Here is a 16,865-nt window from a genome sequence, read left to right on the forward strand (position 1 = left end):
ATGCCGGAAGACCCCCACCACTCCGTACTTGCCTCCGGACGCATTCCCGACCTTCCTGCCGCCCCCGCCTACGGGCACCGCTCCATCGCTGAAGTCCTGACCAGCGCAGCGGCGAGCCTTGGCATGGAGGGCTTCACCAATACCTTGGGACTTCCTGCCGCCTCAAGGGTCTGTGTGGTCCTCGCGGACGGACTGGGCCGGAACCTCCTCAAGCAAAAATCCGCGCACACGCCCTTCCTTCGCTCGGTGCTGCAGGCCGGGCAGGGTGACGTCCCCGTCTGGCTCGATTCCGCCTTCCCCTCCACCACTGCAGCGGCACTGTCCAGCCTCGGGACCGGGCTTCCTGCCGGCCAGCACGGCATGGTGGGCTACGACGTCCTGGACCCTGGCCAGGACAAGGTGGTCAACCTGCTGGGGAACTGGGATCCGGGCGTGGACCCGTCCGCCTGGCAGCCTTTCCCCACAGTGTTTGAGCGGATCGCCCACCAGGTGGACGTCAGCACCGTCAGCCTCTCCCAGTTCGACGGTTCTCCCATGACCCGGGCGGCACTGCGGGGCGGCAGGTTCATTCCGGGGACAACGGCCCATGCCCGGACGGCCGCTGCTGCCGACGCCATGGCAGCCTCCGGCCCGTCCCTCATGTACTTCTACGTCAACGATCTGGACAAGGCCGGACACCGCTATGGCTGCCGTTCCGAGCAGTGGGAACACCAGCTGGAAGAGCTCGATGCCACGGTCAAGCGGCTCAACTCCACTCTTCCCGCCGGCACCACGATCCTGCTCACGGCAGACCACGGGATGCTGGACGTGGCCGAACAGCACCGGATCGATTTCTCCACCGACCCGGAACTGGTGGACGGCGTCCGCCACACAGCCGGTGAACCGCGGATGGTGCACCTCTACCTGGAAGCTGCCCGGCTGGCGGCGGGTGCAGATGGCCTGGAGCGGCTGCTTGCCGCCTGGAAGGCGCGTTTCGGTGACCGGATCTGGGCTTTCACCCGTGAGGAAGCCGTTGCCGGCGGACTCTTTGGTGACGTCAGGCCCGCTGTTGAGGGCAGGATCGGTGACGTGATGATCGCGGCCCGTGACGCCGTCGCGCTTTACGATGGCCGGCGCATGCGGCCAACTGCCATGGAAGTGGTGGGCCAGCACGGGTCGCTGACCAAGGCCGAGCGGGAGGTCCCGCTGCTCTGCTTCACGGCCGAGGGAAGGAGCCGCAGGCGTGGCTGAGCTCATCTTCTTCTCCGGCACCATGGACTGCGGAAAATCCACCCTGGCCCTGCAGATGGACTACAACCACCGGGCCCGCGGCCGCGGCGGGGTGCGCTTCAGCCGCAACGACCGCGCCGGGGAGTCGCGCATTTCAAGCCGCCTGGGCCTTGAGACGGACGCCGTAGAGGTGCAGGACAGCACCGACTTCTGGGAGGAAGTCATGTTCCGCCGCACCCAGGGCCAGCGCGTTGACTACCTGATCTGCGACGAGGCCCAGTTCTACACGCCGGAGCAGGTGGAACAGTTGGCCAAGGTGGTGGACGAGATCGACGTCGACGTCTTTGCGTTCGGCATCACCGCTGACTTCCGGACGCGGCTGTTCCCGGGTTCACAACGCCTTATTGAGCTCGCGGACCGGGTGCAGGTGCTCCAGGTGGAGGCACTGTGCTGGTGCGGCCGCCGGGCCACGCACAATGCCAGGACGGTCGACGGCGTCATGGTCACCGAGGGTGCCCAGGTGGTGGTAGGCGACGTGGACATGGTGGTTGAAGCCGCCGCGCCGGAGGCTGGCCACGTACCCGTGGTGGGATACGAAACACTGTGCCGGCGCCACTTCATGCGGCGGGTCACGGCGCACGGCGCCTCGTTGATGGCACAGCAGGACCAGTTGCTTCCGTTCGACGTGGATGCCTGCCTCTGGCACGGCTCCGGCGGACCGGGCGAGGGCCTGAGGGAGCGCGGCCCGGGCGGCAAAGGGTGACGCTCCAGCGCGCCGGCCGGCATTTCTAAACGGGATAAAGAAGCGCCCTCTTCGCAGCCGAAGCGCAGGAAGTTGGTGGCACGGCCAGCTCAAATGTCGTACCCCCTTGTCATGATGGGTTTATGGGGAAAGCAGCGGTAGCCAAGGCGTTTGCGGATATTCGTGCTGCCCTTGCTGTGCTGAATGCGGAGGTGGATGGGGCCGGGTTGGAGCCGTTTTCGATGGCTGATCCGTTGGCTGGTTTGGCGGATGGTTGCCTGGATATTCTGGCCGGGTCCCGGGAGGTGGAGGCCCGGCTTGCGGGTTTGAAGGCGAAAGCTGCCGTTGGGTATGCCGAGAGCGCCGCTGCTGTTGCGGGGCCCGATGTTCCGGTGCAGGCCCAGGAGATGGCGGTCGCGGCGGAGATCGGCTGCGTGCTGGCTCTTGGTCCGCGGGCCGCGGGCTCGTTCCTGGCCACCTCCCACGCCGTAAGCACAACGTTGCCGCGGACCCTGGAGGCTTTGCAGGCCGGGGTGATCTCCTGGAGCCATGCGGTGGCCATGGCCGATGAAACGGCGAGCCTCGATCCTGCGGGGGCGGCGGCGTTGGAAACCCATTTCCTTGACCCGGACGCACCTGACGCGGCGCGGAGGTGCCCGGTGGGTGAGTTGCCGGCGCACCGGTTCAAGGCCAAGGCCCGCACCTGGCGGGAACGCCACCAGGCCGAGTCGATCGAGAAGCGCCACGCCAAAGGGGTTGCTGACCGGCGGGTGGAGTTCCGGCCGGACCAGGACGGGATGGCCTGGCTGTCCGCGTCCCTTCCCGCGGAGCAGGCACTGGCGGGGTGGAACCGGCTCACCGCGATCTCCCGTGGCATGCAGGGACCTGATGAGCGCCGCAGCATGCCTCAACTCCGGGCCGACACCTTCGCCGACGCGATCCTCACCAACGGCACAACACACGGAACCGACACCCGGGGCAGTGGCAGCTTGAGCGGCAGCTTCACCGAGGGTGCGGGTGCCGTCCGGGACCGCGCGCAATCACCGATCCGGGCGCAGGTGCTGGTCACGGTTCCCGTGCACTTCCTGATGGGCCTGACCGACGAACCGGCGATGCTGGACGGGTACGGTCCCATCCCGCGGTCAACGGCCCGGGAACTGGTTGCCGGCGGGGCGGGGTCGTTTTACCGGGTGCTGGTGGATCCGCGGGACGGGGCGCCGCTGGAGATCGGCAGGACCAGCTACCGGGTGACCGGCGCGATGCGGGCCTGGCTGAGGATGCGGGACGGGAAGTGCCCGTTCCCGGGCTGCAGCAATAACTCCCTGGACAACGATGCCGATCACATCCTCGCCTGGGCCAAGGGCGGCACCACCGGCATCAGTAACCTGGGACAGCCCTGCCCGAAACACCACAAACTCCGCCACAGCACCGGCTGGAAACCCACACCCGCGACGAAGAACGAGCCACCCGGCTGGACCTCACCCACAGGCCGGCACTACAAAAGCGAACACCAGGACTGGGAACCTACCCAATGGCCCTCGGAATTCCTCCCCGGCGAACGAAGCCTGCCCGGCGAACCCACCCGCACGAAAGAACGGAGCCTGTCCAGTAACCGAAGCCTTCTCGAACAGGCACTTTGTCAGCATCTCGCCTCGTGATGCTTGTGAGCGGGCAGGTGGTTCTATTGGGGGAGGCGGCGGTAGCGGATGTGGGTGGCCAGTGGCGAATGGAGGACCTCGGCGGGTTCGAAGCCGAAGGTTTCCATTCCGTCAAAAATCCGTTCGCCTGAACCGAGCAGGACCGGTGCGATGTCCAAGGTGAGTTCGTCAATCACGCCGGCAATCAATGCCTGCCGGACGGTCGATGCTCCGCCTGCGATGTCCACCCCTTTGTCCCCGGCGGCCTCACAGGCTGCGGCGTAGGCAGCGTCGAAGCCGTCCGTCACGAAGTGAAAGGTTGTCCCGCCGTCCATCTGGATCGGATCACGCTTGTGGTGCGTCAGGACGAATACCGGCGCGTGGTAAGGCGGCTCGGGCCCCCACCACCCGCTCCATTCCCCATCCCAGTCACCGCGGATGGGACCAAACATGTTGCGGCCCATAACATAGGCACCGCGCGGGCGCATGAGCCAGCCGGTCGCGACCTTGTCGGCATCGTTGGCGCGTGGATCACCGATGTGCCAGCCATGCAGTTCGAGTCCCCGCTTGCCCAAGGGGTTCTCACGGCTCTGGTCAGGCCCGGCGACGAAGCCGTCCAGTGACATCGACATGTGGCAGGTGGTGTCCGGCACTGAGAACCTCCCGGGGTGGTTGCAGCTTCTGACCAATCGAGTGCGGGGATACTAGCATGCAGCGGAGGCAAGAACGAGCCCCTGGGAAGGGGCAGGAGGAGAGTGCTTAGTCACTCCGCGTGCCGAAGACGATCTCGTCCCAGGAGGGAACGCTGGAACGCTTGGGCCGTGCGGGACGTTCCGGTGCCTCGGTCTCCGGCAGCTGTCCGGTAGAAGGGGAAGCGTCGTTTTCCTTGGGGGCCGGCCGGCGGGGATTGCTGCCCAGCAGCTCATCCAGCCCGGCCCCGCCGGAGTTGCCGGACCCCGCGGCCGGCGTGGAACCGGACGGTTTCTGCGGGGACGCCGCAATGGTGATTTCCCTGGTATCGGTGCTGACGCCGTCGTGAAGCCGCAGGGCGTCATCGTGGCCGTCCCGGTGCGGCGGAAGCAGGCTCAGCCTTGACAGCATGGACGGCCTTGCGTCCCTGCGCCGGATGAAGGAATCCCCCTGGTGGGCTGCCGGTGCTTCCGGCTGCTCGTCCAGCGGTGCGGGTTCCTCTGCTTCAGGTTCGGCGAGCACCTCGGAAGGGCGCGGATGGGCAGCCGGGACGCCGTGTGCCAGGAGCAATGCAAGGGCGTCGTCCGAATCTTCATCGACACCCAGCCGCTGGCCGCGCCGTGACCGCAGCATGTCCAGGAGACCGTCGGATTCCTTCCCGGAATCCGGGGCAGCACCCTGGCCCCCGGGGGATGCCTTGGAGTTATCCGCGTCAGCCTCAAAATCGAAGGGACGGTCGGAAACCGCAGTGAGGCGGCGGGCGGGAACCGGACCGTCCAACGGTTCGAGTTCGCTCAGCTGCTGAGCCCAGCGGTTGGTGTTCTGCAGTGACTTGCGTCCGGGGCTGAAGGTCCACAATGCGGGCGGTTCCTCCCCGATTCCGGAGGTACCGCCGGGCTTGGCCTCAAAACTTGCTGAAACAGTCCACGTGCCGTCCTGGCGCCGCCACGAGTCCCATTCCACCGTGGCGGGGTCGATGCCGTGTGCGGAAAGACGGTGGGCCACCATGTCGTCCAGCGTTGCCGGGTTGTCGCCGAACGCAGACCGGTAGACGTCGTGGCCGGGGGAGGGCGCCGCGACTTCAACCTTCCGCGCCTGCTGCGCAACGTACTCGCGCTCCGCCAGGACCGGGCCTTCGTAACGCTCCACCTTGGCCAGCGGCATCCCGGACAATTCCGCGACGTCCGCAGCGGTGGCGCCCGCACGGATCCGGGCCTGGATGTCCCGGGGAGACATGGGCACGGCAGGCCGCTCCGTCCGCGGTTTGGCCGTGGCCCGGCTGGCCGTCCTGAGGGCCTCATCGATCGGCAGCTGGAACATCTCGCCGCCGGCCCCGCTCAACAGGAGATGCGTCCCGTCGTCGTGCACGCCTACAAGCCGTAGATCCTGCATACAAATCCTCCACCCTGGCATTACTATCAATCGAAACTCTGCCACCCGGGAGCGCCGATTTGGCTCAAGAAGCAGGGCGCGCCGTGATTTTCCGCTGGATCCGGGCCCGGAGGGGGCGGCGGCAGTGTCAGCGCCGGGCGAGGGCCGCCGTCAGCTGGTCAGGATGGCGGGTTGAGGCCAGCCAGTACGGGGTGCGGTCGGCAGGGTCAGTAATTTCGATCTTCACCACGGGATCGATCCAGCCGCGGATGCACAGGTAGGCCAGCCCGTTCAGCCGGGTGCCGCGCTCCGCGGTCGCTTCGCCGGATGTGAACTGTTGTACACCGCCCACAAAGCGGCGTTCGATGGTGGCCCTTCCAACGGTGAGGGCGTCCGCCGTCACCGTGATGGCGGGCGTGGAAAGGACCAGGAGGACAGTGATAATGGCCAGGAGGACCAGTGCCGCCGTGTAGCCTGCCGCCATGCTGATGGGGGCGAATACCAGGATCCCCGCCGCGGAAACACCGGCTGCAATAACCCAGATCCAGGCGTTGGGCCACAGCTTCTCCCTGTAGATGACAGATGCCCCGGCGGAGGGTGTGCTGGGAACGGACGCGGGCGAACTTGATTCGGGCATAGCCCAAGCTTTCCACCTTTGCCCCGCTATTTCACCTTGGGGCAAGCCTCCTGGCGGCCCTCTCGGCCGCGGGCTTCTTAGGACTGATTCGCGGGCGCGGGTTAGAGTGAGTGACTGTGACTGATCATCCCGCCACGGTAGACCTTGTCCCGGACGCAGCATCGCCCGCCCCCGCTGCCCCCACCCTGCAGGTCCAGTTGAAAATGCTGGACCCGGAGCTGGAAGCGCCGTCCTACGCACATCCGGGCGACGCCGGCGCAGACCTCCGTGCCCGCGAGGACGTGGTTCTGTTGCCGGGGGAGCGCAAACTGGTCCCCACTGGCGTCGCCATCGCACTTCCCGACGGCTTCGTGGCGCTGATCCACCCCCGGTCGGGCCTGGCCACCAAGCACGGCCTTACGATCGTCAACGCTCCCGGTACCGTGGACGCGGGCTACCGGGGCGAGATCTCGGTAACCCTGCTGAACACCGACTCATCCCAGCCAATAGAGCTGCGGCGCGGCGATAGAATTGCCCAAATGGTCATCCAGCGGGTGGAGTACGCCCAGTTCATTCCTGTCAACGAATTGAGCGGGTCCGTGCGCGGCACGGGCGGCTTCGGCTCCACCGGCGGTTTCAACGTTCCCGGAGCCTGACCCCAGGGATGCACCCGCTGCCACGCCAGCACGCACGACGACGGGACCTCCACGGTTCCCGACGGCACCATTCAGAACTGGCACGTTTTAAGGAATAAGGAGTCACCCATGGTCTTTGGGCTCGGCAGGAAAGCAAAGAACGAAGAACCGGCGCAGCCGGCCGATGAGCTGACGATTGCGGAGGCCGGAGAAGGCGAACCGGGCACCGCCGCCCGTCGCCAGGACGGACCCTTCGACGAGGCCGAGATCAACAGCACTGACGGCTTCGTAGACCTCGGCGCCCTGCTGATCACGCCGAGCGAGGGCCTCCAGCTCCGCCTCGAAGTCGAAGAGGCAACCCAGCGCGTGGTGGCAGTCACCCTGGACCTGGACGGCTCCAGCCTCCAGCTGCAGGCCTTCGCTGCCCCCAAGACAGAGACCCTGTGGGACGAAATCCGCGAACAGATCGGCCAGTCAGTCGGCGCGCAGGGCGGCCAGGTTGAAGAAGTGGAAGGCGCCTTCGGCACCGAACTGGTGGCCAAGCTGCCCGCCGGGCTTCCGGACGGCAGCCAGGGTTACCGTGTGGCCCGCTTCATCGGCGTTGACGGTCCGCGCTGGTTCCTGCGCGGTGTCCTGGGCGGACCCGCGGCGCTGGAACGCCCGGCCGCCGAACCGCTCGAGGCCCTCTTCCGCCAGGTTGTCGTGGTCCGCGGGGACAGCCCCATGCCGCCGCGCGACCTCCTGCAGCTGAGGCTGCCCAAGGACGCTTCAGCCACTCCTCCGCCCGCTTCGCCCACCCTGGAGGAGCCCGAACGTGGCCCCGAAATTACCCAGATCGGCTGAGTCCCCGGACAACGGGACTGGGCAGGGAACCGGTGGAATCACGCCCCTGGGGCAACTGCCGGACCGGGGCCGCGTTATGTGCCAGGGGCACATCGAATCCGTGACATTCGTTCCTGCCGACCGCACTGCTGAATTCAGCGCCATCGTTTCGGAGGACGACGCCGCACGTCCCGCCGGCCCGGGACGGACCAGGCCACCGCGGCTCCGCGTCGTCTGGCTGGGCCGCCGCCGCGTGCCGGGCATCGAAGCCGGTGCGGAAATCCGGGTCGAGGGGATGCTGGCCCGCGGCAAGGACATGCCCACCATATTCAATCCCCGCTACGAGATACTGTCCCGTCAGGAGAACGAATGACCGCGCCCCAGCCCGAACAGCCCGCCGGCCCCGAGGACACCGGCAGGAGCATGCAGCCGCAGGGCAAGCCGCAGGCTGCGGGTTCATCCCCTGTTGCCGGGCTCGCCGCTGAGTATGCTGCCAAGGCCGGGCTGCACCGCACCCACGACGGACGGGTGGACGTCCTGCGGAGCGCGGGGGGAGTGCAGGGCATCGCCGAGAGCATCGTTCCCGGCCTGGTGTTCCTGGTGGCCTTCACCATCACCCGTGAGCTGACGCTGTCCCTGGTGGCCGCCCTGGCGTCGGCAGCGGTGTTCACCGTTCTCCGCCTGGTGCAGCGGCGCCCCCTGACCCAGGCGCTGGCGGGCGTGGCCGGCGTCGGCATTTCCGCCTGGCTGGCCAACACCACCGGCAAGGCGGAGGACTTCTACCTTCCCGGCTTCTTCACCAACGCCGCGTACATCCTGGCGATGGTCCTCTCAATCGCTGTCAAGTGGCCCGTGGCGGGCCTCCTCTTCGGGTTCATCCGCAACGAGGGCGTGGAGTGGCGCAAGGAACCGGCACGGGTCAAGGCATACCGCCTGGGCACCTGGATCATCGTTGCCGTCCTGGCGCTCCGGCTCATCGTGCAGGTGCCGCTGTACCTGATGGGCACGGACGGCCTTGCCGCACTGGCCACCACCCGCCTCATCATGGGCGCGCCCCTGTACATCCTCGGGGTCTGGGTGGCCTGGCTGGTAACGCGGCCGGCTCCGGCGGACGTGGAAGACCAGGCCGGCGACGGCCAGGCCGCCTGACACCTCAAGCCGCCTGACTGCCCCGGCGCCCGGCGAACCTAGCCGTCGAAGCCGTCGTCGTCCGGGACCGGTCCGTATCCGTTGGCGGCAGGCTGGTCAGCGGGTTGCGGCGAGGCGTCGACCTCGATGCTCCCGGGAGCCGAGGAGAGAAGCTCACGCAACTTGTCCTCGGCGGCGATGGTGGTGACGAAGAAGAGTTCGTCGCCGCCGTCGATGACGTCGTCCCGGCTGGGCGTAATCGGTGCCTGGTCCCGCAGGATGGCCACCAGGGTGGCGTCCTCCGGCCAGTGGATGTCGCCCACCGTCATGCCGATCACGTGGGAATCGTGGGGCACGGTGAACTCCACCAGCGACGCCACGCCGGTCTGCAGCGTCAGCAGGCGGACAAGGTCGCCGATCTCCACCGCTTCCTCCACGAGGGCGGTCATCAGCTGCGGGGTGTTGACGGCAACGTCCACGCCCCAGGAGTCATTGAACATCCAGTCGTTCTTTGGATTGTTCACCCGGCCCACGGTGCGGCCTACGCCGAATTCGGTCTTCGCCAGCAGGGACACCACCAGGTTGACCTTGTCGTCGCCCGTTGCGGAGACCACGACGTCGGCGTCCTCCACCTTGGCGCCCTGCAGCGTGGAGAGCTCGCAGGCGTCGCCGACAAGCCAATGGGCGCCCCGCAGGCCGCTGCGCCCGATCACCTCGGGTTTGAGGTCGATCAGGAGGATCTCGTGCTTGTGCGCCAGCAGTTCCCTGGCGATGGACGATCCGACGCTGCCGGCGCCGACGATAACGACTTTCACTGGTACTCCTTGGCGGGGGCTTTGGCGAGGATCTGGGCGATCTGGGCGCTGCGGTCCACCTGCAGCATGGCGTGCACGGTGTCGCCGTCCTGGTACGCCGTTCCTGCATCAGGCAGCAGGCCTTCGCCAAAACGGGTGACGTAGGCGACGCGGACATCGGCCGCCTTTTCGATGCTGCTGATCCGGTGTCCGATCCAGGCGGCGTCGAGGTCCAGTTCAGCCAGGACCAGCCGTCCCGAGGGCTCACGGAAATCGCCCGCGAGGTGTTGTTCGGGAAGGATGCGGCGCAGCACCTGGTCGGCGCTCCAGCGGACGGCGGCCACCGTGGGAATGCCCAGGCGCTGGTAGATCTCGGCACGTCCCGGGTCATAGATCCTGGCGACAACATGCGGGACGTGGAAGGTTTCGCGGGCAACCCGGGTGGCCAGGATGTTCGAGTTGTCACCGCTGGAGACGGCAGCGAAGGCATAGGCCTCGCCGACTCCAGCCTGCTTGAGGGTGTCCCGGTCAAAGCCCACACCGGTGACTTTCCGGCCCGTAAAGCCCTGGCGGAGCCGGCGGAACGCGCGGTCGTCCTGGTCGATGATGGCCACGGAATGCCCGGCATCCTCCAGCGTGTGCGCCAGCGTTGCCCCCACCCGGCCACATCCCATGATCACGAAATGCGCCACCGTATCTCCTCTGTATTTAAGTCAGGATCGTGCAGCTAGAACTCTACCGGCATGGCCCTTGGTAGGTCTGGCCGGGACCCGTCATGACATCGCCCGCGAATCAGACTAGCTTTGTGGGGTGTTGACAATACTGAACGCCGTCAAACGCGTGCTGGTGGGCCGGCCCTTCCGGAACGACCGCCTGGCCCATACCCTGCTCCCCAAAAAGATCGCACTGCCGATCTTCGCGTCCGACGCCCTGTCGTCCGTGGCCTACGCACCGGACGAGATCCTGCTCACCCTGGCACTGGCAGGTGTCGGCGCAGTAGCGATCTCGCCCTGGGTTGGCCTGGCTGTGATGGTGGTGCTGCTGACCGTGGTGGCCTCCTACCGGCAGAACGTGCACGCGTACCCGTCAGGCGGCGGTGACTACGAGATCGCCAACGAGAACCTTGGCAAGTATGCCGGCCTGACGGTGGCATCTGCCCTCCTGGTGGACTACGTCCTGACCGTGGCGGTGTCCATGTCCTCGGCGGCCGCGTACCTCACCACGGCTGTACCCTCGCTGCACGGCGAGCAGGCCGTCATAGCCACCATCGGCGTCGTCATTCTTGCGCTGGTGAACCTGCGCGGCATCAAGGAAGCGGGCAGCGTCTTCGCCGTCCCCACCTACATCTTCATGGCTTCCATCCTCGGGATGACGGCGGTGGGCATGTTCCAGGCCGCCACGGGGCAGCTGGGGCAGGCGCCGTCGGCGGCCTTCACGATCGTCCCTGCGGAGGGCTTCGACCAGGGTCTGGTGGGCCTTGCCGGTGCCTTCCTGCTGCTGCGGGCCTTCTCCTCGGGCGCCGCGGCGCTCACCGGCGTCGAAGCCATCAGCAACGGCGTCCCGAATTTCCGGCACCCCAAGAGCAAGAACGCAGCCACCACCCTGCTGCTCCTGGGCGTGATCGGCGCAGCCATGCTGGCCGGCATCATCTACCTGGCCAACGCCACCAAGGTCCACATCGTGCTGGATCCGGCCAAGGAATTCCTGCTCAACGGGAAGCCGCTGCCGGAGGGTTACGTCCAGAACCCCGCCATCAGCCAGATTGCCCAGACCATCTTCGGTCCGGGCAGCATCCCCTTCTACATCGTGGTGGCCGCCACCGGCGTCATCCTGGTGTTCGCGTCCAATACCGCCTTCAACGGCTTCCCGGTGCTGGGTTCCATCCTCGCCCAGGACGGCTACCTGCCCCGCCAGCTCCGGACCCGCGGCGACAGGCTCGCGTTCAGCAACGGCGTGCTGGCCCTCGCGGCCGGCGCCCTGGTGCTGATCATTTCGTTTGATGCGGACGTCACCAAGCTCATCCAGCTCTATATCGTGGGCGTCTTCATCTCCTTCACCCTCAGCCAGCTTGGCATGATCCGGCACTGGGGGCGCGAGCTGAAACTCGCCAAGGACAAGGCCGTCCGGCGCCGGATGATCAAGTCACGGACCATCAACAGCATCGGCTTCGGCATGACGGGACTGGTGCTGGTCATCGTCCTGATCACCAAGTTCCAGCAGGGCGCCTGGATCGCCCTGCTGGCCATGTTCATCCTCTTCCTGATCATGTGGAGCATCCGGGCCCACTACGACAACGTGGCCAAGGAACTCGCGGTGGACGAGGACTCCTCACCACGTGCCCTGCCCACCAGGGTCCACGCTGTCCTGCTGGTGTCACATGTCCGCAAGCCCGTCCTGCGCGCCCTGGCCTACGCCCGCGCGTCCCGGCCCTCCCGGCTGGACGCCATCACGGTGGACATCGACCCGGACGAGACGGCGCACACCATCGCGGACTGGGAAAAGCTCGAAATCCCGGTCCCGCTGACCGTTCTCGCCAGCCCGTACCGGGAGACGGTCACGCCCATCATGGACTACGTCAAGCAGATGCGCCTGGACTCCCCGCGGGACCTCATCGTGGTCTACATCCCGGAATACGTGGTGGGCAAATGGTGGGAGCAGTTGGTGCATAACCAGACTGCCCTGCGCATCAAGACCCGGCTGCACTTCGAACCGGGAGTCATGGTGGCCAGCGTTCCGTGGCAGCTCAAATCATCCGAAGAAGCAAAGAACCTCCAGGACGTCCAGTGACCGCAAGAACTTCCGCCGCAACGCAGTCATCAGATACTCCCTTGCCTGCAGGGGAACCGGCTGGCCACACCGGTGAAGAAGCCGTGCTCGACGTCGGGCCGGTGGCCCACGGCGGGCACTGCGTGGCGCGCCATGAGGGCCGGGTGGTCTTTGTCCGGCACGCCATCCCGGGGGAGAAGGTCCGCGTCCGCCTGACCGACGCCGCGGATGGCGCCAAATTCTGGCGGGCAGATGTTATTGAGGTGCTGGAAGCGTCCCCCGACCGGGTGGAGCACTTCTGGCGCGCGGCCGACTCCCCGCGGGCCTGGAGCCACGGCCACCCGCCGGTGGGTGGTGCCGAGTTCGGGCACATCTCGCTGGCCAGGCAGCGCCGCCTGAAGGCGGACGTCATTGCCGAACAGCTCACCCGGCTTGCCGGCCTTGACCAGCTGCCGTCCGCCTGGACCGGCGCCGTGGAAGCAGTGGGGGAGAAGTCCGACGGCGGCAGCGGACTCGGGTGGCGCACGCGGGCCAGCTTTTCGGTCACCCCCGGCGGCAGGCTCGGGATGCACGCCCACCGTTCCAACCACATCGTTGCGGTGCGGGAGATGCCCCTGGCAAGCGAAGCCATCAACTCCCTGCGCTTATGGGACCTGGACCTCCAGGGCGTCGAACGGGTTGAGGTGGCCGCGCCGTCCAACGGTTCCCGCCCGCTGGTGCTCCTGGCCCCCGCGCCCGGCACCAAGGACAAGCGGCTGAAGGCCATCGCCGGGGAACTTCCGGTGGACGCGTCGGCGGCATCCTTTGATCCGATGACGGGCACGGTAACCCAGCTCCGGGGGCGCACCTGGGTGCAGGAATCCGCGGCCGGACACGACTACCGGGTTACCGGCGAGGGGTTCTGGCAGATCCACCGCGACGCGCCCGGAACCCTTGTGGGGGCTGTCACAGAATTCCTGCAGCAGGGGGACTTCCTCAACACCGGCGCAGTGGTTGCCGATCTCTACGCCGGCGCCGGGCTGTTCACTGCCGTACTGGCCGACGCAGTGGGCGAGGCGGGGTCCGTGCTCTCGGTCGAGGGGGCTCCCGGGGCCAGCCGCGATGCCCGGAAGAACCTGCACTCCGCACCGCAGGTGGAGGTGGTCCAGGGGCGCGTGGAACGGGTCCTCCGCCAGAAACCGCGGAATTTCGACGCACTGGTCCTTGACCCGCCACGCGCGGGAGCCGGGAAAGCCGTTGTTGGCCAACTCGTCGCGTCGCAGCCCCGGGCCATTGCCTACGTGTCCTGCGATCCGGCGTCGTTCGCCCGTGACCTCGGTTACTTCCGACGCTCCGGGTGGGAGCTCGCGGGGCTGCGGGCCTTCGACCTGTACCCCCACACCCACCACATGGAGACTGTGGCACTGCTGACTCCGGCTCCATGATGCGGCCGCGGTTTTGGACTACGATGGCCGTAGTAGTCCCACGTCGCGCCCGAATTCTCGGCCGGCCGTGTGCAATTTTCGGGCCCTGTAACTACTTAGGGCGTCCTAACTAGCAGGCGGTCAACCGCGCGACAAAGATGAAACTGTTGCGAGAGGAGTCCTGCGATGAGCACTGTGGACAGCTTCGGTTCAAAAGGCAAACTTAATGTAGCCGGAACCGAGTACGAAATTTTCCGGTTGAACTCCGTTGAAGGTGCAGAAAACCTTCCGTTCAGCCTCAAGGTATTGCTTGAAAACCTGCTGAGGACCGAGGACGGCGCGAACATCACTGCCGATCACGTCCGCGCCCTGGCAGGCTGGGATCCCAATGCGGAGCCCGATACAGAAATCCAGTTCACGCCGGCGCGCGTGATCATGCAGGACTTCACCGGCGTTCCCTGCGTGGTTGACCTTGCCACCATGCGTGAAGCGGTGAAGGACCTGGGCGGCGACCCCAAGCGGGTCAACCCGCTGGCACCGGCCGAAATGGTCATCGACCACTCCGTCCAGATCGATGCCTTTGGCAACTCCGGCGCACTGGAGCGCAACATGGAGATCGAATACCAGCGCAACGGTGAGCGTTACCAGTTCCTGCGCTGGGGCCAGACCGCGTTCGATGACTTCAAGGTGGTTCCCCCGGGAACCGGCATCGTGCACCAGGTCAATATCGAATACCTGGCCCGCACCGTGATGACCCGCGAAGTGGACGGTGCCCTCCGCGCCTACCCTGACACCTGCGTTGGCACCGACTCGCACACCACCATGGTCAACGGCCTGGGCGTGCTGGGCTGGGGCGTGGGCGGCATCGAAGCCGAGGCAGCAATGCTTGGCCAGCCCGTTTCCATGCTCATCCCGCGCGTCGTGGGCTTCAAGCTCAGCGGCAGCATCCCCGCCGGCGCCACCGCCACCGACGTGGTGCTGACCATCACCGAAATGCTGCGCCAGCACGGCGTGGTGGGCAAGTTTGTCGAGTTCTACGGCGAGGGCGTCGCGGCTGTGCCGCTGGCAAACCGCGCCACCATCGGCAACATGAGCCCGGAGTTCGGCTCCACCGCCGCAATGTTCCCCATCGACGACGTCACGCTCGACTACCTGCGCCTCACCGGCCGGTCGGACGAGAACGTGGCCCTCGTGGAGGCTTACGCCAAGGAACAGGGCCTGTGGCACGATGCCTCCCGCGACATCAAGTTCTCCGAGTACTTGGAGCTGGACCTGTCGACGGTTGTCCCGTCGATCTCCGGCCCCAAGCGCCCGCAGGACCGCATCATCCTCACCGAGTCCAAGGCCCAGTTCCGCGAGGACCTGCGCAACTACGTGAAGGTGGACCTCGCCGACGGCAGCCTGGACGAAGCGATCGACGAAAGCTTCCCGGCTTCGGACTCGCCGTCCTTCACCGCCTCGGCAACCCACCTCACGGAGCAGGCTCCGCACGCCCACGGTCCCAAGTCCAACGGACGCCCGTCCAAGAAGGTGGCCGTCAAGACCGCCGACGGCCGTGAATTCGAACTGGACCACGGTGCCGTATCGATCGCCTCGATCACCTCCTGCACCAACACGTCCAACCCGTCCGTCATGTTGGCCGCCGCGCTGCTGGCACGCAACGCCGTGGACAAGGGCCTCACCTCGAAGCCCTGGGTCAAGACCTCCGTGGCCCCCGGGTCCAAGGTGGTCACCGACTACTACAACAAGTCGGGCCTGACGCCTTACCTCGAGAAGCTCGGCTTCTACATCGTGGGCTACGGCTGCGCCACCTGCATCGGCAACTCCGGCCCGCTCGACGCCGAAATCTCCGAGGCCATCCAGGCCAACGACCTTTCGGTGACGGCGGTGCTCTCCGGCAACCGCAACTTCGAAGGCCGCATCAACCCGGACGTCAAGATGAACTACCTGGCCTCCCCGCCGCTGGTCATCGCATACGCCCTGGCCGGCACCATGGACTTCGACTTCGAGAACGACGCCCTCGGCCAGGACGAAGCCGGCAACGACATCTTCCTGAAGGACATCTGGCCCAACCCGGTTGAGGTCCAGCAGGTCATCGATTCCTCGATCGACAAGGGCATGTTCGCCCGCGGCTACGAAGGCGTGTTCGACGGCGACGACCGCTGGAAGGCGCTCGACACCCCCGCCGGCGACACCTTCGCCTGGGATGAAAAGTCCACCTACGTCCGGAAGCCCCCGTACTTCGAGGGCATGCAGGCGAAGCCTGAGCCCGTCAAGGACATCTCGGGCGCCCGCGTGCTCCTGAAGCTCGGCGACTCGGTCACCACCGACCACATCTCCCCGGCCGGTTCCTTCAAGTCCGACACCCCTGCCGGCCAGTACCTGCTGGCCAACGGCGTGGAGCGCAAGGACTTCAACTCCTACGGCTCACGCCGTGGCAACCACGAAGTGATGATCCGCGGCACGTTCGCGAACATCCGCATCAAGAACCAGCTCCTGGACGGCGTTGAGGGTGGCTTCACCCGCGACTTCACCCAGGCTGACGGCCCGCAGGCATACGTCTACGACGCCGCCCAGAACTACCAGGCAGCCGGCACCCCGCTGGTGGTCCTGGCGGGCAAGGAATACGGTTCCGGATCCTCGCGCGACTGGGCTGCCAAGGGCACCGCGCTCCTGGGTGTCAAGGCAGTCATCGCCGAGAGCTACGAGCGTATCCACCGCTCCAACCTCATCGGCATGGGCGTCCTGCCGCTGCAGTACCCGGCCGGCGAGAACGCTGCCAGCCTGGGCCTGACCGGTACGGAAACCTTCTCGGTGGAGGGCGTCACCGCCCTGAACGAGGGCACCACGCCCAAGACCCTGAAGGTCACCGCCACCGCCGAGGACGGCTCTTCGAAGTCGTTCGACGCCGTGCTGCGCATCGATACCCCGGGTGAAGCGGACTACTACCGCAACGGCGGCATCCTGCAGTACGTGCTGCGCCAGATCTCCGCGAACTAGCGGGTCTGCCAGCAGGCACCATCCTCCCCGAAGCCCCGGCCGGTCACCGACC

The 16,865-nt window shown here is 66.7% G+C and carries 15 protein-coding genes; 10 read left to right on the forward strand and 5 right to left on the reverse strand.

All coding sequences use genetic code 11. The features are described from left to right. From ACTAQI_RS03465 to ACTAQI_RS03475, 3 genes are all read left to right on the forward strand, one after another. Complete coding sequence (locus ACTAQI_RS03465) at positions 1-1,230, forward strand: alkaline phosphatase family protein (protein ID WP_457949585.1); 1,230 nt, start codon at positions 1-3, stop codon at positions 1,228-1,230. Beyond that, entirely contained in the window at positions 1,223-1,972 is a 750-nt protein-coding gene (locus tag ACTAQI_RS03470; protein WP_457949587.1) for a thymidine kinase, read from the forward strand. The genes ACTAQI_RS03465 and ACTAQI_RS03470 overlap by 8 nt, the downstream gene beginning before the upstream one ends. A gap of 122 nt (positions 1,973-2,094) precedes the next feature. Continuing rightward, on the forward strand, positions 2,095-3,609 hold the full coding sequence (locus tag ACTAQI_RS03475; RefSeq protein WP_457949589.1) for a DUF222 domain-containing protein: 1,515 nt from the start codon (positions 2,095-2,097) through the stop codon (positions 3,607-3,609). Positions 3,610-3,632: 23 nt separating this feature from the next. Here ACTAQI_RS03475 and ACTAQI_RS03480 read toward each other — a convergent pair whose 3' ends face one another. From ACTAQI_RS03480 to ACTAQI_RS03490, 3 genes are all read right to left on the reverse strand, one after another. Then, entirely contained in the window at positions 3,633-4,241 is a 609-nt protein-coding gene (locus tag ACTAQI_RS03480) for a dihydrofolate reductase family protein (protein ID WP_457949591.1), read from the reverse strand. A 106-nt stretch (positions 4,242-4,347) separates the two neighbouring features. Continuing rightward, the gene (sepH, locus tag ACTAQI_RS03485) at positions 4,348-5,670 is read right to left on the reverse strand and encodes a septation protein SepH (protein ID WP_457949592.1); all 1,323 of its coding nucleotides are present in this window, start codon (positions 5,668-5,670) and stop codon (positions 4,348-4,350) included. A 127-nt stretch (positions 5,671-5,797) separates the two neighbouring features. Then, positions 5,798-6,286, reverse strand: a complete 489-nt coding sequence (locus ACTAQI_RS03490; protein WP_457949594.1) for a DUF3093 domain-containing protein — start codon at positions 6,284-6,286, stop codon at positions 5,798-5,800. Between the two features lie 116 nt (positions 6,287-6,402). Between ACTAQI_RS03490 and dut the strand changes: the two genes are divergently transcribed. From dut to ACTAQI_RS03510, 4 genes are all read left to right on the forward strand, one after another. Beyond that, positions 6,403-6,921 carry a dUTP diphosphatase gene (gene dut / locus ACTAQI_RS03495; protein WP_457949595.1) on the forward strand — a complete coding sequence of 173 codons (519 nt, stop codon included), beginning with the start codon at positions 6,403-6,405 and terminating at the stop codon, positions 6,919-6,921. Between the two features lie 108 nt (positions 6,922-7,029). Then, complete coding sequence (locus tag ACTAQI_RS03500) at positions 7,030-7,743, forward strand: DUF3710 domain-containing protein (RefSeq protein ID WP_457949597.1); 714 nt, start codon at positions 7,030-7,032, stop codon at positions 7,741-7,743. A 100-nt stretch (positions 7,744-7,843) separates the two neighbouring features. Next, a complete protein-coding gene (locus ACTAQI_RS03505; RefSeq protein ID WP_457949599.1) occupies positions 7,844-8,095 on the forward strand; it encodes a hypothetical protein in 252 nt (83 codons plus the stop codon). After that, positions 8,092-8,871: a DUF3159 domain-containing protein gene (locus ACTAQI_RS03510; RefSeq protein ID WP_457949600.1), complete on the forward strand. Its 780-nt coding sequence runs from the start codon at positions 8,092-8,094 to the stop codon at positions 8,869-8,871. Before ACTAQI_RS03505 ends, ACTAQI_RS03510 begins: the two co-directional genes overlap by 4 nt. Positions 8,872-8,909: 38 nt before the next feature. On the opposite strand, the gene ACTAQI_RS03515 is transcribed toward ACTAQI_RS03510, so the two are convergent. Together ACTAQI_RS03515 and ACTAQI_RS03520 are read right to left on the reverse strand one after the other, a co-directional pair. Beyond that, positions 8,910-9,665 (reverse strand): potassium channel family protein, encoded by a 756-nt coding sequence (locus ACTAQI_RS03515; protein ID WP_457949601.1) that lies wholly within the window; start codon positions 9,663-9,665, stop codon positions 8,910-8,912. Further along, positions 9,662-10,336, reverse strand: coding sequence for a potassium channel family protein (locus tag ACTAQI_RS03520; RefSeq protein ID WP_457949602.1), 675 nt, complete (start codon positions 10,334-10,336; stop codon positions 9,662-9,664). Before ACTAQI_RS03520 ends, ACTAQI_RS03515 begins: the two co-directional genes overlap by 4 nt. Before the next feature lie 118 nt (positions 10,337-10,454). Between ACTAQI_RS03520 and ACTAQI_RS03525 the strand changes: the two genes are divergently transcribed. The 3 genes from ACTAQI_RS03525 to ACTAQI_RS03535 all read left to right on the forward strand — a co-directional run bounded on the left by ACTAQI_RS03525 (position 10,455) and on the right by ACTAQI_RS03535 (position 16,813). Beyond that, complete coding sequence (locus tag ACTAQI_RS03525) at positions 10,455-12,431, forward strand: APC family permease (RefSeq protein WP_457949604.1); 1,977 nt, start codon at positions 10,455-10,457, stop codon at positions 12,429-12,431. Further along, positions 12,428-13,834, forward strand: a complete 1,407-nt coding sequence (locus ACTAQI_RS03530; RefSeq protein ID WP_457949605.1) for a class I SAM-dependent RNA methyltransferase — start codon at positions 12,428-12,430, stop codon at positions 13,832-13,834. Before ACTAQI_RS03525 ends, ACTAQI_RS03530 begins: the two co-directional genes overlap by 4 nt. Positions 13,835-13,999: 165 nt before the next feature. Next, entirely contained in the window at positions 14,000-16,813 is a 2,814-nt protein-coding gene (locus tag ACTAQI_RS03535) for an aconitate hydratase (RefSeq protein WP_457949607.1), read from the forward strand. Positions 16,814-16,865 lie beyond the last annotated feature (52 nt).

It is taken from the genome of Pseudarthrobacter sp. alpha12b (assembly GCF_054130495.1).